This is a genomic window from Conexibacter woesei Iso977N, from assembly GCF_000424625.1.
GTDB classification, from domain to species: domain Bacteria; phylum Actinomycetota; class Thermoleophilia; order Solirubrobacterales; family Solirubrobacteraceae; genus Baekduia; species Baekduia woesei_A.
Genome location: NZ_AUKG01000001.1, coordinates 569,005 through 589,909, shown reverse-complemented (window position 1 = coordinate 589,909; position 20,905 = coordinate 569,005). Strand labels below are relative to the sequence as shown.

Here is a 20,905-nt window from a genome sequence, read left to right as displayed (position 1 = left end):
GAATCGGTTCATCTTCCGCCGATATCCGTGTGCGGACGAATGTGCGAGCGGAGGTTCAAGTTCCCCGCGGCCAGGACCGATCACGGTGACTGTCAGCAGCGCAGCCCACGAGCTTCGAGAACACGCCGATGAGCCTCCACGACCCCCGCCACTACGTCCGCCGCGTCGTCCTGCCCTCGGGCAAGACCATCGAGGTCGTCTACTTCGAGGACCAGGCCGCCGGTGCGGCCCCCCTCGCCGCACCGGCCCCGGCCGCCGCGGCCGCCATCCCGGCGCACGACGACCAGATCCAGGACCTGCACATGTGCGGCTCCTGCGCCTCCAACCTCGTCTACCCGACGGAGTGGGAGGAGGCCGGCGCGATCCACTGGGAGGTCACGCTGCGCTGCCCGAACTGCGAGTGGACCGGCACCGGCATCTTCGAGCAGGAGCTCGTCGAGCGCTTCGACGAGGAGCTGGACCGCGGCACCGAGGCCCTGGTCCGCGACCTCAAGCGCCTGGCCCACGCCAACATGGAGGACGAGATCGAGCGCTTCACCACCGCGCTCGACGAGGACCACATCGTCCCCGAGGACTTCTAGGGCTCTCCACCCCCTGCGTCACACCTCTCCGTGACCATCAGTCGACGGGCCGCCTGGAAAGGCGGCCCGTCGCGCTTAACGACTCAGGAGTAGCGCGCGACCACGTTGTCGGCGACGAGCAGCAGCGCCGCCCGCTCGCGCTCCGGCAGCGCCGCCGGGATCACGGCCTTGGCCGCCGCGACGTGCTCCAGCGCGATCGCGCGTGCCTCCACCAGCGCACCCGTGGCCGCGATCCGGTCGCAGACCTCCTCGGCCTGCGCGGGCGTGACGATCGCGCGCGGGTCGACCGCGCCCAGCTCGGGATCGCGCTCGCGCGCGAGGATGAACGGCAGCGTCACGGTGCCGTCGAGCAGGTCGGTCCCGCGGTGCTTGCCGGTCCGCTCGGCGGGACCCTCGACGTCGAGGACGTCGTCCAGGATCTGGAACGCCAGGCCGATCCGGCGCCCGAACTCGCGCAGCGCCTCGGCGCCGTCGACCCCAGCGCCGCCCTCGAGCGCGCCCATGATGCACGCGGCCTCGAACAGCCGCGCGGTCTTCAGCTCGCAGCGGCGCAGGTAGCGCGCCAGCGGGATCGTCGCGTCCCACGCGTCGGCGCGCTGCAGCAGCTCGCCGCGCGCCAGCGCGCTGCCCGCATCGCTCAGCGCCCGGACCTGCTCGGGGTCGTCGTTGCGCGCCAGCAGCGAGAACGCGCGCGCGAACAGGAGGTCGCCGGTCTGGGTCGCCGCCGCGCGCCCCGCCACGGCGAAGACCGTCGGGCGCCCGCGCCGCAGCGGCGCGAGGTCCAGGACGTCGTCGTGGACGAGCGTCGCGGAGTGCACCAGCTCGACCGCCGCGGCCGCGCGCACCAGCCCGTCGCCGTCGCCCCCGGCGCTGGCCAGGATCACCAGCAGCGGCCGCAGCCGCTTGCCGCCCGCGCTGATCGTCGAGCCCGCGTGCTCGGCGAGCACCGGGCCGTGGCTGGCCGCGACCTCGCGCAGCAGGTCCTCGACCCGGCCCAGCAGCGGGAGGACATGCGTCCCGCCGGCGTGGACGATCGCCGTGACCGACCCCGCCGCGTCCTCGGTCATCTTCAGGCGTGCGGCCCGGAGCCGTTGGACGACGTCACGATCGGCGCCACCGGCTTGGTCCCGACGTGCAGCGCGATGATCCCGCCCGCGGTCAGGACCCACCTGATGTCCTCCAGGCCCGCGCGCGCCAGCGACGCCGCCAGGCCCGGCGGCTCCGGGAAACGCTTGACCGAGTTGGGCAGGTAGTCGTAGGCCTGCGAGTCGCCCGCGACCCTGCCGATCAGCGGCACGATCCGGTCGAACCAGAGCGAGAAGAACGTCGACAGCGGCGGCTTCTGCGGCGTGGTGATCTCCAGGATCACGACGCGCCCGCCGGGCTTGACCACGCGCGCCATCTCGGCGATCCCGCGGTCGAGGTCGGAGAAGTTGCGCGCCCCGAAGCCGACGGTCGACGCGGCGAACTCGCCGTCCCCGTAGGGCAGCTGGAGCGCGTTGCCCCACTCGAAGCGGATGGTCGACGCCTTCTTGTGGGCGAGCGCCGCGTTTGCCCGCCCAGAGGCGCCGTCGGAGGGCGCAACCTTCCTGCGGGCATGCGCCAGCATCTCCTCGGAGAAGTCGGAGCCGACCACCTCGCCGCTGGGGCCGACGCGCGAGGCCAGCTCGATCGCCAGGTCGCCGGTACCGGTCGCCACGTCGAGGACGCGGTCGCCCGCGCCGACGTTGGCGAGGTCGGCGGCGCGCCGGCGCCACTGGTGGTGCAGCCCGGCCGTCATGACCGAGTTGATGAGGTCGTAGACCCGCGCGATGCGATCGAACATCGCGCGGACCTCCGGCTCGGGCAGCGTGCCGCGATCGGCGGCCGGAGCGGTGCTCCCGCTGCCGTGAACGCTCATCGCTACTTCAGGCGCCCCAGGAACGCCACGAGCTCCTGGAACTGCTGTGGCTTCTTCTCCTGGAGGCTCTTGAAGGACGGCATCGGCGCCGTCGGGTTGATCAGCGTGCGCTGGATGCCCGCTGCGGGCAGCCGCGACGCGATGTTCGTCAGCTCGGGGCCAGGTCCGGAGTTGCCGTTCTCGCCGACCTTGTGGCACGCCAGGCAGCCGGACTGCGCCATCACCTGCCGGCCCGCCTCGTACTGCTTGACGACCGCTGGGCCCTCGGCCTTCACGGACGCCGGCGTCGGCATGTCGATCTCCGACGGCGGGCCGGTCTTCGCGCCCTCCATCGTCAGGTAGGCCATCGCGCCGATGATCAGGATCGCGGTCAGCGTCGCGACGGGGCGGCGCTCCGGGCGGCGCTCCGCGCTGCGGTCGTAGAACGGCAGCAGGAACAGCAGGATCATGCAGATGGTCGGGATGCCGATCGTCGCCAGCGCGACGAACTCCGGCGGCTTGACCACGCGCAGCAGCTCGAAGAGGAAGAAGAAGTACCACTCCGGGCGCGGGGTGTACGTCGTCGTCGTCGGGTCCGCCTTCGGGCCGAGCTCGGCGCCGAGGAAGATCGACATCAGGATGATGACGAGCAGGACGATGCACGCCATGCCCCCGTCCTTGGCGACCGCGTAGGGGAAGAACGGCTTCCCCTGCGACTTCAGGATCGCGTATTCGCGGAGGTACTGCTCCTTCTCGCGGCGGTTCACGCCTGCTCCTCGATCAGTTCTTCGGGGACCTTGACCTTCTGCCACGGCGGCGCGGTCGTGCCCAGCTTCGTGACGAGGTAGATGTGGGCGCCGATCAGGGCGCCGATGATGCCCGGCACCAACATCATGTGGATGGCGTAGAACCGGGACAGCGTGGTGGCGTTGAAGTCGGCGCCGCCGTTGAGGAAGTCGCCGAGGTACGGACCCACCAGCGGACCGGACGCCGTGATGTTGTTGGCCACGATCGTCGCCCAGAACGAGCGCTGGTCGAACGGCAGCAGGTAGCCGGTGAGCGCCATGACGAACGTCAGGATCAGCAGCGCCACGCCGATCACCCACGTCAGCTCACGCGGGTACTTGTAGGCGCCGAAGAAGAACACCCGGGCCATGTGCAGGAAGATCAGGATGACCATCACCGACGAGCCCCACTTGTGCATCCCGTGCACGAACTCGCCGAGGAAGACGTCGTCGTTGATGTGGCGCACGGACTCGTACGCTCCGCCGGCCGCGTCGGGCCGGTAGTACATCGCCAAGAAGACGCCGGTGATCGCCTGGCTCAGGAAGGCGAACATCGTCGCCGAGCCCAGCGTGTAGAACCAGTTGGTGCCCTTGGGGACCTTGCGGAACATCAGCCACCGCAGGCCACCGGACATCGAGGTGCGCTCGTCGATCCAGTCGACGGTGTAGATGCCCGCCTCGGCCGCCTTGTCCAGCGGGCCCTGCTTGGGCTTGCCGGGACGCGGCGGCGCCGGCTTGAGGCCGGGCGGCACAGGCGGTGCGGGGAACTTGAGCTTCGGCATCAGTGCTTAGTCCTGGGGGAGCGAGTCGAGCCTGCGGATCGTCGGGCGCGACGGGTACAAGATCCCGCCGATGCCGTCGAGCGGCTCACCCGGGTTACGGGGCGAGAACCGCTTGAGCTCGCGGTTGACCGAGTAGCGCGGGCCGATCTCGACCTGCCCGTTCCTGACCCGGTTGTAGAAGCGATCGAGCGGGCGGACCGGCGGGCCGCCGTCGACCTTGCCCTGGAAGTCGTAGACGCCACCGTGGCACGGGCAGATGAAGCGCTGCGCGGCCTCCGTGTAGCGGACCGGGCAGCCGAGGTGCATGCAGCGCGTCGAGATCGCGACGTACTGCTCGCTCTCGAAGCCCTTGGGCAGCCTGTCGGTGTCCAGCTGCGGGTTGCGCTTGCGGACGTAGACGGTGGTCTTGCCGGCCTCGCCGATGCCGTCGGCGTAGGTGATGACCTTCGGCACGTAGGTGTCGTCCGGGAACTCGTCGGGCGTCCCGACGGGCTGCCAGCGCACCTTGTGGTTCTCGAAGAGCGGGCCGAGGGCGAAGCCCAGGGCCGGCAGCAGGATCGCCGAGGTGGCGATCGCGCCGGTCGCATGGGCCGTCCCGACCATGAAGCGGCGGCGGGTGACCGTCTCGCCTTCGAACGCTCCCGGGATGCCCCGGTCGGCGGTGTACTTGCTTTTGGCTTGCTTCTTGGGCACGGTTGGTTCCTGTCCGAGAGACGCGCGATCCTTTTGGACGACGTCCGGCCCCGGAAATCTATCGCTCGAAGATCGTACGGGCCGCGTGCCCCCACGCGACTGTCAGCTCAGCGGGTGAGCGCCAGGTCTCCGGCGACGTGGCGCGCTGCTGCTCGTAGGCGCTCCGGGGCATCGATTTCGCCTGCACGCGCGGCATCTTTGGCGGCTTCGAGGTCCGCGCTCGAACCCCACCCGAGCTCCGCGCAACCTGCCGCCCAGACCGCGTCGGCGAGCGCCTCGTCGCCGGCGGCCTGCGCCTGGGCGGAGAGCGCGATGAGGTCCGAGAGGGCCGACACGGCGGCGAGGTCGCCGGCCGCGGCGAGGCGCTCGAGGCCCAACGCGTAGAGGCGATCGCCGGCCAGCAGCGCGAGGTCGTCGTCCTCGCGGGACAGGAGGCGCGGCGCGCCGTAGTGCAGGAGATAGCCCTCACGTACCGCTTCGATGACCAGCGGCAGGTCGGCCGTGTGACCGATCGCACGCGGAGCGGGCGCGATCGCGTCCGCGTAGGGCGTCGCGCCGCCGGCCCCGGGGCGCAGCGCGGCGGCGAGCAGCCCGCCGTCCTGCGCGACAAGCGCGCGCAGCTTGGCGAGCGTCAAGAGATCTCCGCGAACGCCGCGTTGACGGCGTCCAGCGTGCGGTCGAGGTGGGCGGGGCCGTGCGCCAGCGACGGGAACCACGCCTCGTACTGCGAGGCCGGCGGGTAGACGCCGCGGGCCAGCAGCGCGCGGCAGAACGCGGCGTAGGCGCCGTGGTCGGCGGCCTGGGCGCCCGCGTAGTCGCGCGGCGCCGTCTCGGCGAAGAACGGCGTGACGAGGCCGGGGACGGAGACGACGGTCAGCGCGACGCCGTGCTGGGCGGCCGCGTCGCGCAGGCCGGACGCGAGCGTCTCGGTGATCGCGCCGAGCTTGAGGTAGGCCGGGTCGTCGAGCAGCCGCAGCGTCGCCAGGCCCGCGGCGACCGCCAGCGGGTTCCCGGACAGCGTGCCGGCCTGGTAGACGTCGCCGGCGGGGGCGATGTGCTCCATCAGCGTCCTGCCGCCGCCGTAGGCCGCGGCGGGCAGGCCGCCGCCGATGACCTTGCCCATGACCGTCAGGTCCGGGCTGACGCCCTCGCGCTCCTGCGCTCCGCCCGCGGCGACGCGGAAGCCGGAGATCACCTCGTCGAAGATCAGCAGCGCGCCGTGCTCGTCGGCCTGGTTGCGCAGCAGCTCCAGGAAGCCCTCGACCGGCGGCACGAGGCCCATGTTGGCCGGGTAGGGCTCGGCGATCACCGCGGCGAAGTCGTGCTCGGCGAACGCGGTCGCCACCGCGGCGCCGTCGTTCCAGTCGACGATCACGGTCTCGTGCGTCGCGGCCTCGGGGACGCCGGGCGAGGCGGGGATCCCGGCGGTCGCCAGGCCCGAGCCGGCCTGCGCCAGAAGACCATCGACATGGCCGTGGTAGGCGCCCGCGAACTTCAGGATCTTGCTGCGCCCGGTCGCCGCGCGGGCGAGGCGGATCGCGCTCATCGACGCCTCGGTCCCGGACGACGTCATCCGCACCATCTCGACCGACGGCATCCGCCGCGCGATCTCCTCGGCGATCTCGACTTCGGCGGCGGTCGGGGCGCCGAACGACGTGCCCTTGTGCGCGGCGGCCACGACGGCCTCCACGATCTCCGGGTGCGCGTGGCCGTGGATCAGCGGGCCCCAGGAGCAGACGTAGTCGACGTACTTGTTGCCGTCGACGTCGACGATCTCGGCGCCGTCGGCGCGCTCGATGAAGATCGGGTCGCGCCCGATCGCCTGCATCGCCCGGACCGGCGAGTTGACGCCGCCCGGCAGCCGCTGCAGCGCCCTCGCGTACAGCTCCGCGGACTTGGCGTCGGTGATCGAGACGGACATGTGGGGACTACGCGCCGACCCCGGCGTGGTCGCGTTCCCAGTTCTTGAAGGCCTCGGTGAAGTACAGGAGGCGGACCTTCTTGAACTCGGTCGAGGAGTACAGCGTCGCGCGCTGCTCGATGCAGCCGGCGTCGGCCTCGACCGCGTCGAGGATCGCGTCGCACTCCTCCTTGGAGCGCCCGTGGGCCATCGTGAACAGCTGGTAGGGCCAGTCGCCGTAGGTCGGGCGCTCGTAGCAGTGGGAGATCCCGCGGAACGCCGCCATGCGGCTCCCGATCTCCAGCACGCGGTCCTCGGGCACCTTCCAGACGCCCATGCCGTTGGCCGAGAAGCCCGCGCGGCGGTGGAAGAGGATCGCGGCGACGCGGCGCAGGAGGCCGCGCTCGGTCATGCCCTCGAGGTGGGCGATCAGCTGGTCGACCGGGACGCCCAGCTCCTTCGCGGCCTCGGCGTAGGGCTCGGTGACGATCGGCAGGTCGCCCTGCGTGGCGCGGATGACGGCCTTGTCGAACTCGTCGTAGGGCTGCGGCTCGGTCTCGACCGGCGCGACGGCCTCGGCGGACTTCGCCAGCGCCTCGGTGTCGCCGGACATCTCGAGGTCCATGCGGATCTTGAAGAGCTTCAGCGTCGGCAGCTGGCGCACGGACTCGGCGCCGGTCTCCTGCTTGAGGACCTCCAGCGTGCCCTCCAGGCCGAGCGGCGAGTCCGGCTCGGTGGCGACCGTGAACCACATGTTGAACTCGTGGTTGCGCAGGTAGTTGTGCGAGACGCCGGGGTGCTCGTTGATGATCTTGGCCGGGCGCCACGGGTGCTCCGGGTCGACCTTCGCCGCGACGAGCATCGACTGGTAGCCGAGCGCGCGGGTGTCGTAGATCGGCGTGACCTGCCGGATGATCCGCTGCTGCACCAGCTCGGCGACGCGCTTGAGGACCACGTCCTCCTCGACGCCCAGCGCCGTCGCGACCTCGGCGTACGGCTTGGGGACGATCGGGAAGCTGCCCTGCATCTGGTTGAGCAGGCTCTTGTCGAACTCGTCGAGCGGGACGGCGGCGCCGTCCTTGCGCGAGCGGATCTTCGGGGTCACTGCAGCCATGCGGCGGCGTCCTTCGCGTAATAGGTGATGACGATGTCGGCACCGGCGCGGCGGATCGCCGTCAACGTCTCGAGCACGGTCGCCCGCTCGTCCATGTGGCCGGCGGCCGCGGCCGCCTTGATCATGACGTACTCCCCACCCACGTGATACGCGACGACCGGCATCTGCGTCGCCTCCTTCACGCGCCAGAGGACGTCGAGGTAGGGGACCGCGGGCTTGACCATGACCATGTCGGCGCCCTCGGCGACGTCGAGCGCGACCTCGCGCAGCGCCTCCTGGCCGTTGGCCGGATCCATCTGGTAGCTCTTGCGGTCGCCGACGCTCGGGGTCGAGCCGGCCGCCTCGCGGAACGGGCCGTAGAACGCCGAGGCGTACTTCGCGGAGTAGGCGATGATCGGCGTCTCGGCGAAGCCCTCGGCGTCGAGGCCCGCGCGCAGCGCGCCGACGCGGCCGTCCATCATGTCGCTGGGCGCGACGGCGTCGGCCCCGGCGCGCGCGTGGGAGACCGCGGTGCGCGCCAGGAGGTCGAGCGAGGCGTCGTTGTCGACGGTGCCGTCCGGCAGCAGGCGGCCGCAGTGGCCGTGGTCGGTGTACTCGCAGAGGCAGACGTCGGTGATGACCACGAGGTCCGGGTGCGCGGCCTTGATCGCGCGGATCGCGAGCTGCACCGCGCCCTCGTCGTCCCACGCCGACGAGCCGTCGGCGTCCTTCTCGGCCGGGATGCCGAACAGGATCACGGCCGGGACGCCGAGCGCGAAGGTGCTGCCGGCTTCCTGGACCGCCGCGCCGATCCCGTGGCGCGAGACGCCCGGCATCGACTCGATCGGGGTCGAGCCCTCCAGGCCCTCCTCGACGAAGATCGGCAGCACGAGGTCCGACGCGGCGAGCGTCGTCTCCCGCACGAGGTCGCGCAGCGCGCCCGTGCGGCGCAGGCGGCGCAGGCGGGTGGCGGGGAAGGCGGCAGGCATGGCCTCCAGAAGCGTAGAAGGTCATGACGGCTGCCTGTCGTTCTGGGCGGGTACGCGACACGCCGTGCCCGTCTCGATCTTCGACACCAACCGCAGGGCCGCCGAGGCGATGCGCGTGCCGACCTGGCTGCTCGCGGGGCTCGTCTACGTCGGCTTCGCGTTCCTCGCCGTCGGCGCGATGGCGCAGATCCCGGCGTTCGGCGTCGTCGCCGCGTGCTTCGGCGTCGCGATGCTCGTCATCGCCGTCCGGGGGATCGTCGCGCCGTCGCGGCCGCACGACACCGGGATCACGGAGATGAACTGGCTCATGGGCAGCTAGCGCGCGCAGCACCAGCCGGCGAGGTGGGCGTCGCGGCCGGCGGCGACGATGCGGTTGCGGTCGATGCCGCGGCCCTTGAGGTGCAAGACGTCCCAGCCGTCGATGCCGGCGACGTCGGCGGCGATCCAGTCGCCGTGGGGCGACCAGGCAAGCGAACGGATCGCCCCGGCGGCGTAGAGGACCGTCGAGGTGGTGCCGTCGGCGAGCGTGAGGGTGAGCTGCGAGCGGTCGCCGGTGAGCGCGCGGCGGACGGTGGCGTACCTGTAGGCCTTGATCGGGCTGGCGGCGATGGTCAAGTTGGTGGGCTTGGCCTGCTGGGGCGAGGCGTGGACGTGCGCGCCGGTCGCCCCGACCAAGATGTAGGTCTTGCGGTACTCCATCGCGTAGAGGCTCCTGCCGTCCGGCGACCAGGCCAGGCGCAGCGGGCGATCGGGGAGGCGCGTGCGCCAGATCACGTGGCCGGAGTCGGCGTCGCGCAGGACGACGCGGTTGGCGCTGTCGACCGCGGCGAGCCGCTCGGCGGGCGCGACGCCGGGCTGCCAGGCGGGCGGCGTCGGGGGCGCGGCGGCGAGGACGCGGTCGCCGGTCCCGTCGCCCGCGACGACGTGCAGCTCGCGACCGCTCAGGTACGCCACGCGGAACCCGGACGGCGACCAGGCCGGGAAGCGGATCCGGTGGCGAGCCGCGAACGACCACCGCCGCCGGCCCTGGAGGTCGACCGCGATCAGCTCGATCCCCCGCACCGCGACCGCGAAGCGCCCGTGCGGCGACCACGCCGCGGCGTCGATCCGGCCGAGCAGCTGCCGTGGTCCGGTCGGCAGGCCGAGGACGAACAGGCCGTCCTGCGCGACCGACAGCATCCGCCCGCCGCCCGGGACGACCGTCGAGGCGACCCGCCTCGGAGCCACCGCGCGCTTCGGCGCCTCACCCGCCACCGCCGCGATCCGCTCCCGCACCCAATCCGCCGTCGCCCGCCCGGGCGCGCTCGCGAGCAACACGCCGACCGCGACCGCGACCGCCGTCGCGAGCAGCAGCCGCGCCGAGCCGCCGCCGAGCCGCGTCACTTCGGCCGGGCGCGGCGGCGGAGCGGGCGTCCGATCCTCCAGCGCGCGGCGCGCCACGGCGTGGGCGCGGCGGCGGGCGGGCTCTTCGTTCGGCGCGCGGAGGGTCGAGAAGTCGGGGGTCATCGCTCGAGCTCCTGGGCGAGCGTGTCGAGGCCGCGGCGCAGGCGGGAGTTGACGGTGCCGCGGGGGATGCCGACGACGTCGGCGATCTCGGTCGGCGTCAGCTCGAGCAGGTGCCGCAGGACGACGACGATCCGCTGCTCGTCGGGCAGCGCGGCGAGCGCGGTGAAGAGGTCGTCGCGCGGCTCGCCGGACACGGGCGCCGCCAGGAACGGCAGCGCCTCGTCGCCCACCTCGCGCCGGACCGCCCGGGCGCGGGTGGCGTCGATCGCCCGGCGCGCGACGATCGTCCGCAGCCACGGGCCGAACGGGCGCGAGCGGTCGAAGCGCTCCAGCGCGCCGCTCGCCGCCACGAAGCCCTCCTGCGCGATGTCCTCCGCCGCGTGCGGATCGCGCACGATCAGCAACGCGGCGCGGTAGGCCGCGGGCCAGTGCGCGTGGAACAGGACGTCCAGCGCCGCCGCGTCGCCCCGCAGCGCACCCCGGACCGCCGCCCGCTCGGCCCGCGCGGCCGCCCACCTGCCGCCCGCCGCCGTCCTGGCGGGTGCGGCCCAGCGGAGCGCCTGCGGCCGTGCGTCGTCCATGCCCTCTCCTACGAGGGCGGGGCCCTCAGCGGTCCCGCGCCTCCCAGTCCTCCAGGGTCATCGCGAAGATGTCGTGGTCCTCCCACGTCCCGGCGATGTTGAGGTACTTGATCGCCCGGCCCTCGCGCCGGAAGCCCGACTTCTCGACCACGCGGATCGACCGAGCGTTGCGCGGGATCACCGCGGGCTGGACGCGGTGCAGCCCCGCGTGGCGGAACGCGAACTCGCAGATCAGCCCCGCGGCGGTCGTCGCGTGCCCGCGCCCGCCGGACGCCGCGCTGACCCAGTAGCCGAGCGTCGCGTTGCGCCACGCGCCGCGCACGACGTTGCCGAGCGCGATCCGCCCGATGATCGCGTCGCCGTCGGCGCGGTCCAGGACCGCGAACGCGTAGCCGGTCCCGAGGTCCCACGCCTCGGCGTCGCGCCGCAGCGTCTCGACCTGCCCGGCGCGCGTGTAGTGCGCCTCGGCGTGGATCGGCTCCCACGGCTCGGTGTGCGAGCGGTTGGCGATCACCGCCTGCGCGAACTCCGTCGCGTCATCGACGACCAGCGGCCGGATGGCCGTGAGCTCGGCGTCGAGGCGGATGCGCGGAGGGACGTGGCCGAGCACGGTCGCGAACGTAGCAGCCGGAGATCAGTCGAAGCGGGCGATCGCGACCCGGGCCAGCAGGCCCCAGCCGAGGATCAGCGCCGCGAGGTGGGCCAGCGCGGTGCCGAGGCCGCCGGCGTCGTTGAGCGCGGCGTCGGCCGCGTCGAGCGAGGCCTTGAACGGGAACAGCGCGCTGATCACCCGGATCGCGTCGTAGAGGCCGGACGCGACGGCGCCGGACGGGACCAGCGCCAGGAACGCGATCGGCAGCGACAGCAGGATCGCCAGCAGCGACGCGGCCCGGACCTCGCGCGCCAGCGCGCCGAGCGCGACGCCGAAGGCGCCGAACCCGAGCCCGCCCGCGACCAGCGCCACGACCCACAGCGGCGCGCGGCTCCACGACAACGACACGAACAACGACACGCCCGCGGTCATCAGGAACGTCACCGCCGCCGCGCAGCCGGCGGACAGCACGACCTTCTCCACCAACAACCCGGTCCGCGACACGAGCCCGCGCACGAGCCGCGCGAACGCGTGCTCCTCGCGCTCCAGCGCGAGCATCCCGGCTGCGAGCAGCACGCAGACCAACATCAACGACATGGTCACCGCGACCGTCACCGCATAGGAGTTCAGCGGCGTGCGGCGCCCCGAGACGACCGTCTGGTCGATCTTCACCGGCGACGCCAAGGACGACAACACGACGTCGCTCAGGTCGAGGTTGTCGATCGCCAGCCCCGCGAAGCGCGAGACCTGCTCCAGCGCGTCGCGATCCGGCGAGCCGTCCGGCGTGCGCGTCAGCACCGAGTCGACCAGGGCCTTGGACTTCTTCAGCCCCGCGATCTCGAAGTCCTTGCCGAAGACCGAGAACCTCCCGCCCTCCAGCAGGATCCTCAGGTACCCCGCGGTGATGGCGGTCAGCTTGCCCGAGACCGCCCTGTTGAGGTCCGCCACGCGCGAGTTGATGGTGGACTCGACGAACTGCTGCTTGACCGGGTCCTCGGCGTTGTAGAGCACCTCGACCGTCGGCTTGGGCCCGGTCCCGCTCAGCGCGACCGTGCGCTGCAGCCGCTCGATCAGGTCCCTCGGGACCACGATCGCGGCGAGCACGTCGCCGTCCCTGACCTTCCTGACCGCCTCGGCCCGCGAGTGCACGGTGACCGGGTCGATCGACTCGAACAGCCTGCTCGCGTACGCCCTCGGGTCGACGCTCGTCCCCGCGACCTGGACCTGCTGACCGCTGTCGGGCAGCTCGTTGAGGATCGCCACGCGCGGCTTGTCCGGCCCCTTGCTCAGCGCCAGCCCGATCAGCACCGCGATCAAGATCGGGTAGACGACCAGCAACCCCACCAACAACGGCGAGCGCTTCAGGATCCGCAGGTCCTTCAACAACAGGAACGGGACGCCGCGCATCGCCTAGTGCCCGCGCTCCCGAAGGAACGCGACGAACGCCGCCTCGAAGTCATAGGCGTCGGTCCCGACCGCCTCGTGCAGCGCGCGCGGCGTGCCCTCGAACAGCAGCTCGCCGTCGGCGAGCACCAGCACGCGGTCGGCGTAGCGCTCGGCCTCGGCGACGTTGTGCGTGGTGAACACGACCGCGGTCCCGCCGCGCGCCAGGCCGCCGACGAACGACCACAGCCGCTCGCGCTGGCGCGGGTCCAGCGACGACGACGGCTCGTCGAGCAGCAGCACGGCCGGGTCGGCGAGCAGGCCCGCCGCGATGTTCACGCGCTGCTGGTTGCCGCCGCTCAGCGTGCCGACCTCGTCGCCCGCGCGGTCGGCCAAGCCGGTCACGTCGAGCATCCGCGCCACGACCGCGCCGGGGTCGCCGACGCGCTCCAGCCGCGCGAACAGCGCCAGGTTCTCCGCCACCGTCAGCTTCGCGTAGACCGCCGGCTGCTGCGGGACCCAGCCGACGTCGCGCGGGTCGCGCGAAACGTCGCCGGACGTCGGCACCAGCACGCCGCCGAGGATCGACAGCAGCGTCGTCTTGCCCGCGCCGTTGGGCCCGATGATCGCCAGCGTCTCGCCCGGCTGCACGGCGAACGTGATCCCGCGCAGCGCCTCTCGCGTCCCGAAGCGCCGGGTCACGGCCCGGGCTTCCAGCGCGGCGGTGCTCGTCACCGGCGGGAGGCTACTTCCGACGGCTCGTCGTCCGCGTCACCATCGGGATCGGGCTTCCGATCCGGCGGCGGTCTCCTCGGCGGTGGTTGCGACAACCCCAACAACGGCCCGCCCGCCGCCCACGGCTCCAGCGTCAGGTGGCGCCGCAGGTAGACCACCGTCTCGCGCACCATCGCCGCGATCGGCAGCGCCAGCAGCGCGCCCAGGAACCCCGCCGCCTCGCCGCCGAGCAGCAGCGCGAAGATCACCAGCAGCGGGTTGATCCGCAGCGTGTGGCCGAAGATGTAGGGCGCGACGATGTGGCCCTCCAGCTGCTGCAGGCCCACGAAGAAGATCCCGAGCCAGACCGCCGTCAGCGGGTCCTGGAACAAGGCCACCAACAACGGCGGCAGCGCGCCGAGGAACGGGCCGACGAACGGCACCAGCTCCATCAGGCCGAACCAGATGCCGAACGCGAAGGCGTACGTCTTGCCGTCCGGGAACACGCCGGTCGCGCCGAAGATGTACATCCCGATCCCCGCGCCCGCGCCCATCGCGACGCTGAACAGGATCTGCCCGCGCAGGTAGCCGCCGACCGCGCGCTGGATCCGCGTCGGGAAGTCGTCGGCCTCGGTGCCGTCGCCCGGCGGCATGATCGATCGGACCAGGTCGCCGATCTGCTCCCCGTAGATGAGCATGTACACCGACAACACGATCACGAGCAGCAGGCCCAGCCCGGCGGTCACGACCGTCTTGAGGATCTCGCCGCCGAAGTTGACGATGTCGCTGGTCCCGCCGACGACCCTCTCCTGCAGCGTCTGCAGCGCGGTCTCGCCCTGGCGCTTGACCTCGACGTTGATGCCCTTGCGGTCGAAGTAGTCCTGCAGGTCGGCCAGGCGCGAGTTCGCGTCGTCGACGATCGACGGCACGTCCTTGCCGAACTTCTGCGCCTGGTCGGCGACCGGGTTGGCGAGCAGGATCCCGATCCCGCCGAGCGTCGAGATCAGCCCGAGGTAGACGACGAGGATCGCCAGCGGCCGCGGGAACCGGCGCCGCTGCAGGAACGCGACCATCGGGTTGAGGATCAGCGCGACCACGGCCGCGACCGTGAACGCGACGAGCACCACGCCCGCAGCCCTGGCCACGAGGTAGAGCGCGATCACGCACAGCGGCAGCGCGACGAGCTGGATCCACCGCGGCACGACGACCTTCACGGCGTCGCCGGGCGGCGGCTCGCCGTCGAGCGGGTCGTGGCCCGCCCACTCCTCCGCCTCTGTGGGGTCGTCGCTGCTCATCGCCTCTCCGGCCGTCAGAGTATGCGACGTGCCCGCCGCCCCCACCATCCTGTTCGCCGGCGACCTCGTCGGAGGCCTCGGGCGACGCACGCTGCTCGGCCTCCTGCCGAGCCTGCGTGAGCGCTTCGGCGTCGACTTCGTCGTCGTCAACGGCGAGAACGTCGCGGGCGGGCTCGGGATCACGCCGAAGATCGCCGACGAGCTGTTCGCCCGGGGCGTCGACGCGATCACGCTCGGCAACCACACCTACCGGCGCGCCGAGATCAACGCCTACCTGGATTCCGGCAAGCCGATCGTGCGGCCCGCCAACTACCTCGCCTCCCAGCCCGGCAGGGGCGTGACGATCGTCGAGAAGGGCGGCGTCCGGCTCGGCGTCGTCAACCTCAGCGGGAACCTGCACCTGCGCGCCGGCCGCGTCGCGTTCGTCGAGATCGACACCGTCCTGGCGTCCTTGGAGGGCAAGGTCGACCACGTCCTGGTCGACATGCACGCCGAGCTGACGAGCGAGAAGGTCGCGATGGGCTGGTACCTCGACGGCCGCGTGACCGCGGTCGTCGGCACCCACACGCACGTCCCGACCGCCGACCTGCGCGTCCTGCCGGGCGGGACCGCCTACATCACCGACGTCGGGATGACCGGCCCGCGCGGCGGCGTGCTCGGCGTCAAGAAGGAGCAGTCGATCTCGTCGCTGCGCACGCACATGAACGTGCGCTACGAGACGTCCGAGGACGACCCGTGGATCAACGCGGTCGTCATCCGCTGCGCCGAGCAGCCGCTGCGCGCGACGGCGATCGAGCAAGTGCTCGAGCCGTGGCGGCCAGGGCCAGGAGGACGGTGACGTTGCGCGCGCCGACGGCGACGACCGCCCAGGCGTGCTGCGTGACGACGTCGAAGTAGTGGTCGGGGAACCAGAGCTGGGTCAGCAGCGCGGCCGCGGCGGTCAGCGCGGCGCCGATCGGCGCGCCGCGGGCGGCGGCGACCGCGGCCAGCGGCAGCAGCCAGCACAGGTACTGCGGCGACAGGACCTTCCCGAACGCGACGAACGCCAGCACGATCGCGAATGATGAGAGCACCAGCGCATCGCGCCCTGGACGGCGGGCGGTCAGGACGGCGAGACCGGCGGCGGCGCCGAGCAGCAGGACCGTCGACACCAGTCCGAGCGCGTCGGCCGCGCCGCCGTCCAACCCGTTGGACTTGAACTCGTCGTGGCGGATCGGGTCGCCGGTGACGTAGGAGCCGCCGACCACCTCGATCGCGGTCGCGGCGGTCGACTCGATCTGCACGGGGCGGTCGAGGTGGAACCTGACCATCGCCTTGGGGAAGCCGCCGTGCGCGGCGAACGGCGCGCAGACGGCCACGGTGACGACGACGAAGACCGCCGCGCCACGCCACGCCGCCACGCGCCGGCCGCGCCCCAGCAGCCAGGCGAAGGCGACCAGCGCAAGCGCCGCGGGCCACAGCTTCGCCACGGTCCCGAGCGCGAGCACCGCGAGCCCGAGCTCCGCGGCGTAGGGGAGACGGCGCGGCGGCGCGACCAGGAGCAACAGCCCCAACATCGCGAGCGCCGCGGGCAGCAGGTCGAAGTGCGTCCGGACCAGCGCGCCGGCGAGCGCGGGCAAGAGGACCATCAGCCACCCGGCGCGCGCGCCGCCGATCCGCCACGCGCACAGCTGGCAGACGACGGCGCAGCCGAGCATCAACCACGACATCTTGGTCGCGTCGCCGCCCGCGAGCCGGATCGGGAGCAGCGCGCCCGGCGGGTACTCGAACGGGAAGTCGCGGTACGGCGCCAGGTGCGTGTGCACCAAGATGTCGCGATACTGCGAGTAGACGTAGAGGTCGTTGATCTTCGCGCCGCTGAACGGCCCGTGATGGGTGACCACCAGCCACGCCGCGACCAGCGCGGCGACGCTGAGGATCAGACCGGATCGGGGATCCTGTAGCGCGCGAAGAGCGCGACGAGCATGAACGGGAAGAACCACACCAGGTAGAGGTAGAACCAGTAGTCGAGGCCGAGCTGCAGCGCGACGACGACCGCCGTCGCCACGCCGGCCAGCCCGACGATGTCGCGGCGGCGTGGGATGAACGCGGCCGCGACGGCGAACAGCACGGCGATCGCCTGCCACACGTGCTCGGCGCCGCGCCAGCCGTGCAGGCCCCAGAACGAGAACGGCGCGTCGCGCTCGGCCTGGAACTTGATCGTGTGGTCGTAGATCACGTGGAGGTCCTCGCCGCGCAGCAGCACCGGCAAGGACACCAACAACGCCACGAACACGAACGCGGCGCTGAACTCCAGGACGGTCTTCAGCCAGCGCCCGCGCGGCGCGGCGTGCGTGGCCATCAGCGGCGCCAGCGCCAAGGACCCGAACTTGGTCAGCCCGCCGAGCGCGGTCACCGCGCCGCGAGCGGCGGGGGAGGACGCGACGTACAACGTGATCGCCGCGAACATCGCGACCATCGTGTCGTTGCTGTTGCAGTTCAACACGTACAACGTGAACGGCCACGCCGCCCACAGGTACGTCAGCACGATCCCGAGGCCGGGCCCGCGGATCCGCCGTCCCGCCAGGAACAGGAACAGCATCGTGATGAGGTCGAAGACGATCGCGGCGGCGTGCGCGGCCGGCAGGTCGTCCCACTTGCCCGACCACGGGAACGCCTGCTCGAACGGCACGTAGGCCTCGTAGGCGACGGGGCCGTAGGTGTCGCCGTGCGAGTTGTCGGAGGGGAACGTGCCGTAGAGCTTCTGGCCGTCGACGAGCTTGTCGGCGCCGATCACGCCCGAGTAGCCGACGTCGATCACGTTGGAGGCGTTGACGTCGAGGCCGATCCGGAAGCCGACGAGGAACACCACCGCGACCGCCAGCCAGACGGGGGAGACCCAGAGCGGCAGCGCGCGCGTCGGTTCCTCACCGTCGGCGTCCAGGCGCGTGCGGCGCCGGTAGCCGAGCGTCAGCGCGCGGATCAACACGTACAACAGCAGCGCGGAGGCGATCGGGACCGACGTCGAGATGTTGGCGTCGTTGAAGAACGCGACGCTGACGCCGAACGCCAGCAGCACCAGCAGGTCGACGTGCAGCCACTGCGGCCGCCGGCGCAGCGACACGAACGGCGCGATGAACAGCACGCTGAACGGGATCCACACCCACGGCGAGTTGACCTTGCGCCCGAACGCGCCCGAGTAGCCGCGCGCCATCGTCCACGCGACCTGCGGCCCGTTCCACGCCTCGACGACCGCGCCGGTCGCGTCGGCGATCTTGACCTGCGCAACCTCCCTGCGGTCCTTCCCGGTCCCGGGCGTGAACCAGCTGACCTGCCAGTTCGTCGGGCCCTTGAGGAAGACCTCGGGCCTGGCCTTCGGGTACGTCCTCAGCGCCTGCCTGACCTTGGGCGACGTCTCGGCGATCCTCTGCGCCTGCGCGCCCGTGAGCCGGTGGCCGAGCGGCAGGCCGGTCAGCGAGTCCGGGCGGCTGAGCCCGTTGGGGTCGCTCGGCGCGGTCGAGATCGTGGTGCCCTGGGCGGGCGCGACGGCCGGCGCCGTCGCGATGCCGAGCAGCATGCCGCTCACCGCCATGACGGCGACCAGGACCGCGAGCAGGCGCCGCGTCACTCGTCGAACGTCCAGAGCTTGTTGCCGATGAAGTTGACCGGCGTCGCGGCGGCCACGGCGATCGCCTGGCCGACGACCTCCCTCAGCCCCGCGACGGTCACGAGCAGCTCCAGCACCGCGAAGTTCACGCCGAACGACGCGACCGACACCACCAGGAAGCGCACGGCCTGCTGGCCGGGATGCGCGGCGCGGCTGGTCGCGAACGTCCAGTGGCGGTTCCACCAGAAGTTGTTGGAGACCGCGACCAGGAACGCGATCACGGCCGCGATCCGGAAGTCGAGGTCGAGCGCGTGGACGCAGATCGCGAACGTGATCAGGTTGACCACGTAGCCGCTCGCGCCGACCGCGGTGAAGCGGGCGAGCTGCCACCAGTTGTCGGCGTCGCGGACCCCGTGGCGGACGCGGTCGCGATGGCGCAGCTTGTCGAGCGCGTCGGACAAGGGCTCTGAGGCTAGTTCAACGGACGCCGAAGTGGGCCAGGACCATCGGCGCGACGTCGCTGATCGACCACGCGCCCGGACCCGCGTGCGCGGGCGGCTCGACGCCGCAGTAGGCCAGCGCGCCGAGCGAGTCGGAGCGGTGCAGCGAGCCGTGGCTGCCGCCGCCGACGTGGTGCCCGCCGCCCCAGTCCGGGAACTCGTAGCCGGGCGCGGCGGAGAGCAGGACGTCGCCGGAGGTGGCGCAGGACAGCGCGGCCCAGACGCGGCGCAGCGCGTCCGGGTAGTCGGGCGCGTCGAAGGTCCCGTCGGAGACCGAGGCGTTGAGGGCGGAGAGGTCGCCGCTGACCGTCCAGGCGTTGCCGCGCGCGTCGCGCACGGCGCCGGCGACGTCCGTCGCGGCGCGGAAGCGCAGCGTGCCGCGGTCCGGCGCCTGGAGCACGCCGTCCTCGCCGTCGCGGTAGGCGATCACGTCCACGCCCGGGAGCGCGGCGGCGGTCGCCACGACCTTCGGCACCGTGGCGTCGCGGGCCTCCTCGACCAAGGCGTACACCATCGCCGCGCGCTGGTTGGGGCACAGCGCCAGCTCGGCCTCCTCGACCGTCGCGCCGCCCGGCCCGGCGATCGCCCAGCCCTCGGCAAACGCGCCGCGCAGGTCGATCGTGCGCTCGACCGCGGCGTGCGAGTGGTCGGCGCAGACGACGACCGCGTGCGTGTCGAGGAAGCGCTGCAGGCCGCCCGCCGCCTCGGCCACGCGCATGATCTGCGCGTCGGCGGCGGCGATCGACGTCGCCTGCGCGTGCGGGCCGTTCTTGTGGCTGTGCGTGTCGTTGTCGGGCAAGGACAACAACATGAAGTCGTAGAGGTCGCGCGCGGCCAGCCACGCGCCGACGCAGCCGGAGTGCTGGTCGCGGATCCCCGGCAGGCCCATCTGCGAGCGGCAGCCGGTCTGGCGGCTGGCGAAGATGTCGGCGTAGAACAGCTCGCGCGGGCCGAGCACCGGCTTGCGGAACAGCTGGCCGGCGAGGCGCGTCAGCGCGGTCTCCCTCGACACGCCGTGCTCGTGGCGGCCGCGGTAGACGAGGTACGTGGTCCCGGCGGTCCGGACCCCGGCGTCGTCGAGCTGCTCGTAGACCGTCAGGGCCTCCGGGTTCAGGTGCGACCCGTTGAGGTTGTACACCGTGTCGGTCAGCTGCTTGGCGATGCCGAGCTTCCTCGCCGCCCGGAACGACGAGCCGTACTCGACGTAGCGGCGCTCGTCGCGCTTCCACCAGTTCATCCCCGCGATGTGGTGGCGGTCCTGCAGCGTTCCCGTCGCGATCGCGGTCGCGCAGACCGGCGTGACGCTCGGGAACGCGGCGCAGAGCTCGTCGACGAACGCGCCGCGCTCGATGATCGCCTCGAGCGCGGGCGCCTCGCCGCGCTCGATCGCCCGGTGGACCATCGAGGGCTTCATGCCGTCGATGACGGCCAGCAGCGCGCGCGGCATCAGGCAGTCAGCGCAGGATGCGCAGGCCCGCGTACTTCTGGTCGCCGCGGCGGCGGCCCGTCCACCAGAGTGCGATCAGGAAGCCGATCGCCAGGAGCGCCAGCGGCGGGAACAGGACGCTGAGGCCGGCGACGACCGCGCCGGTGATCTCGCCGTAGAACGGCAGCGCCGCGGCGGCGCTGGCGTCGCCGCTGGCCGCGAACCGCGCGCGCACGCGCCCGAACAGGGAGCGGCTGACGGTCGAGGCGAGCAGCGCGACCGCGGCGCCCGCGATCAGCCCGTACCACCAGGTGCTGTGGCGGTCGTCGATCGAGCCCGCGCACAGCAGCGCGCCGAGGCCGATCCCGATGCCGCTCATCGCGGCCTCGCCGGGCGGCGACTCGAGGAACTTGCGGACGAAGATCGAGGCGACCAGCGCGACCACGAGGATCAGCAGCCAGATCGGCGACTCGAGGAACGCGAACGACGTGCCGTCGAAGTCGACGCCGAGGTCGGCGGTCGCGAGCGCGCCGGTCAGGATGGCCGGCAGGAACGGGCGCAGTCCGGTCGCCGAGGCGACGCCGAGCCCTTGGAGGATGTCGAGGAGGAGCTTCATCGGT

The 20,905-nt window shown here is 72.3% G+C and carries 23 protein-coding genes; 3 read left to right on the top strand and 20 right to left on the bottom strand.

Annotation, left to right across the window (positions count from 1 at the left end; translation table 11 throughout):
• Positions 1-128: 128 nt before the first annotated feature.
• Positions 129-581: a hypothetical protein gene (locus tag H030_RS0102900; RefSeq protein WP_027005017.1), complete on the top strand. Its 453-nt coding sequence runs from the start codon at positions 129-131 to the stop codon at positions 579-581.
• Positions 582-664: 83 nt separating this feature from the next.
• Here the strand turns inward: H030_RS0102900 and H030_RS0102895 are convergent, their stop codons facing one another.
• The 9 genes from H030_RS0102895 to hemB form a co-directional block, all read right to left on the bottom strand.
• Positions 665-1,648: a polyprenyl synthetase family protein gene (locus H030_RS0102895; RefSeq protein WP_051221549.1), complete on the bottom strand. Its 984-nt coding sequence runs from the start codon at positions 1,646-1,648 to the stop codon at positions 665-667.
• Positions 1,649-1,650: 2 nt separating this feature from the next.
• Positions 1,651-2,481, bottom strand: a complete 831-nt coding sequence (locus tag H030_RS28780) for a class I SAM-dependent methyltransferase (RefSeq protein ID WP_051221547.1) — start codon at positions 2,479-2,481, stop codon at positions 1,651-1,653.
• A gap of 2 nt (positions 2,482-2,483) precedes the next feature.
• Positions 2,484-3,227 carry a c-type cytochrome gene (locus tag H030_RS0102885; protein ID WP_027005015.1) on the bottom strand — a complete coding sequence of 248 codons (744 nt, stop codon included), beginning with the start codon at positions 3,225-3,227 and terminating at the stop codon, positions 2,484-2,486.
• A complete protein-coding gene (locus H030_RS28775) occupies positions 3,224-4,027 on the bottom strand; it encodes a cytochrome b (RefSeq protein WP_027005014.1) in 804 nt (267 codons plus the stop codon). Before H030_RS28775 ends, H030_RS0102885 begins: the two co-directional genes overlap by 4 nt.
• 6 nt (positions 4,028-4,033) lie before the next feature.
• On the bottom strand, positions 4,034-4,720 hold the full coding sequence (locus tag H030_RS28770) for a ubiquinol-cytochrome c reductase iron-sulfur subunit (protein WP_035125788.1): 687 nt from the start codon (positions 4,718-4,720) through the stop codon (positions 4,034-4,036).
• A gap of 107 nt (positions 4,721-4,827) precedes the next feature.
• Positions 4,828-5,355 (bottom strand): hypothetical protein, encoded by a 528-nt coding sequence (locus H030_RS0102870; RefSeq protein ID WP_027005013.1) that lies wholly within the window; start codon positions 5,353-5,355, stop codon positions 4,828-4,830.
• A complete protein-coding gene (hemL, locus tag H030_RS0102865) occupies positions 5,352-6,641 on the bottom strand; it encodes a glutamate-1-semialdehyde 2,1-aminomutase (protein WP_027005012.1) in 1,290 nt (429 codons plus the stop codon). Before hemL ends, H030_RS0102870 begins: the two co-directional genes overlap by 4 nt.
• A 7-nt stretch (positions 6,642-6,648) precedes the next feature.
• Entirely contained in the window at positions 6,649-7,734 is a 1,086-nt protein-coding gene (locus H030_RS0102860; RefSeq protein ID WP_027005011.1) for an Lrp/AsnC family transcriptional regulator, read from the bottom strand.
• Positions 7,722-8,702: a porphobilinogen synthase gene (hemB, locus tag H030_RS0102855; protein WP_027005010.1), complete on the bottom strand. Its 981-nt coding sequence runs from the start codon at positions 8,700-8,702 to the stop codon at positions 7,722-7,724. The genes H030_RS0102860 and hemB overlap by 13 nt, the downstream gene beginning before the upstream one ends.
• Before the next feature lie 64 nt (positions 8,703-8,766).
• Here hemB and H030_RS0102850 point away from each other — a divergent pair, with 64 nt between their 5' ends.
• On the top strand, positions 8,767-9,021 hold the full coding sequence (locus tag H030_RS0102850; protein WP_027005009.1) for a hypothetical protein: 255 nt from the start codon (positions 8,767-8,769) through the stop codon (positions 9,019-9,021).
• Here the strand turns inward: H030_RS0102850 and H030_RS0102845 are convergent.
• Genes H030_RS0102845 through H030_RS0102820 form a run of 6 tightly spaced genes read right to left on the bottom strand, consistent with a single transcriptional unit; the run spans position 9,018 to position 14,773 of the window.
• A complete protein-coding gene (locus H030_RS0102845) occupies positions 9,018-10,208 on the bottom strand; it encodes a PD40 domain-containing protein (protein WP_027005008.1) in 1,191 nt (396 codons plus the stop codon). The two genes, H030_RS0102850 and H030_RS0102845, sit on opposite strands and share 4 nt — an antisense overlap.
• Positions 10,205-10,789, bottom strand: a complete 585-nt coding sequence (locus H030_RS28765) for an RNA polymerase sigma factor (RefSeq protein WP_051221545.1) — start codon at positions 10,787-10,789, stop codon at positions 10,205-10,207. The genes H030_RS0102845 and H030_RS28765 overlap by 4 nt, the downstream gene beginning before the upstream one ends.
• A gap of 25 nt (positions 10,790-10,814) precedes the next feature.
• On the bottom strand, positions 10,815-11,399 hold the full coding sequence (locus H030_RS0102835; protein WP_051221543.1) for a GNAT family N-acetyltransferase: 585 nt from the start codon (positions 11,397-11,399) through the stop codon (positions 10,815-10,817).
• 24 nt (positions 11,400-11,423) lie between these two features.
• Positions 11,424-12,788 carry an ABC transporter permease gene (locus tag H030_RS0102830; protein ID WP_027005006.1) on the bottom strand — a complete coding sequence of 455 codons (1,365 nt, stop codon included), beginning with the start codon at positions 12,786-12,788 and terminating at the stop codon, positions 11,424-11,426.
• A gap of 3 nt (positions 12,789-12,791) precedes the next feature.
• The gene (locus tag H030_RS0102825; RefSeq protein WP_027005005.1) at positions 12,792-13,499 is read right to left on the bottom strand and encodes an ABC transporter ATP-binding protein; all 708 of its coding nucleotides are present in this window, start codon (positions 13,497-13,499) and stop codon (positions 12,792-12,794) included.
• Positions 13,496-14,773, bottom strand: coding sequence for an AI-2E family transporter (locus H030_RS0102820; protein ID WP_196808962.1), 1,278 nt, complete (start codon positions 14,771-14,773; stop codon positions 13,496-13,498). The genes H030_RS0102825 and H030_RS0102820 overlap by 4 nt, the downstream gene beginning before the upstream one ends.
• A 28-nt stretch (positions 14,774-14,801) precedes the next feature.
• Here H030_RS0102820 and H030_RS0102815 point away from each other — a divergent pair, with 28 nt between their 5' ends.
• The gene (locus tag H030_RS0102815; protein WP_027005003.1) at positions 14,802-15,611 is read left to right on the top strand and encodes a TIGR00282 family metallophosphoesterase; all 810 of its coding nucleotides are present in this window, start codon (positions 14,802-14,804) and stop codon (positions 15,609-15,611) included.
• Here H030_RS0102815 and H030_RS0102810 read toward each other — a convergent pair.
• Genes H030_RS0102810 through H030_RS0102790 form a run of 5 tightly spaced genes read right to left on the bottom strand, consistent with a single transcriptional unit; the run spans position 15,526 to position 20,901 of the window.
• Positions 15,526-16,656 (bottom strand): DUF2029 domain-containing protein, encoded by a 1,131-nt coding sequence (locus tag H030_RS0102810; protein WP_027005002.1) that lies wholly within the window; start codon positions 16,654-16,656, stop codon positions 15,526-15,528. The genes H030_RS0102815 and H030_RS0102810 overlap by 86 nt on opposite strands.
• Positions 16,657-16,691: 35 nt before the next feature.
• Complete coding sequence (locus H030_RS0102805; RefSeq protein ID WP_027005001.1) at positions 16,692-18,380, bottom strand: hypothetical protein; 1,689 nt, start codon at positions 18,378-18,380, stop codon at positions 16,692-16,694.
• Positions 18,377-18,820: a GtrA family protein gene (locus H030_RS0102800; RefSeq protein ID WP_027005000.1), complete on the bottom strand. Its 444-nt coding sequence runs from the start codon at positions 18,818-18,820 to the stop codon at positions 18,377-18,379. The genes H030_RS0102805 and H030_RS0102800 overlap by 4 nt, the downstream gene beginning before the upstream one ends.
• A gap of 16 nt (positions 18,821-18,836) precedes the next feature.
• A complete protein-coding gene (locus H030_RS0102795; protein ID WP_035125786.1) occupies positions 18,837-20,306 on the bottom strand; it encodes an alkaline phosphatase family protein in 1,470 nt (489 codons plus the stop codon).
• 7 nt (positions 20,307-20,313) lie between these two features.
• The gene (locus H030_RS0102790) at positions 20,314-20,901 is read right to left on the bottom strand and encodes a DUF4126 family protein (RefSeq protein ID WP_027004998.1); all 588 of its coding nucleotides are present in this window, start codon (positions 20,899-20,901) and stop codon (positions 20,314-20,316) included.
• Positions 20,902-20,905 lie beyond the last annotated feature (4 nt).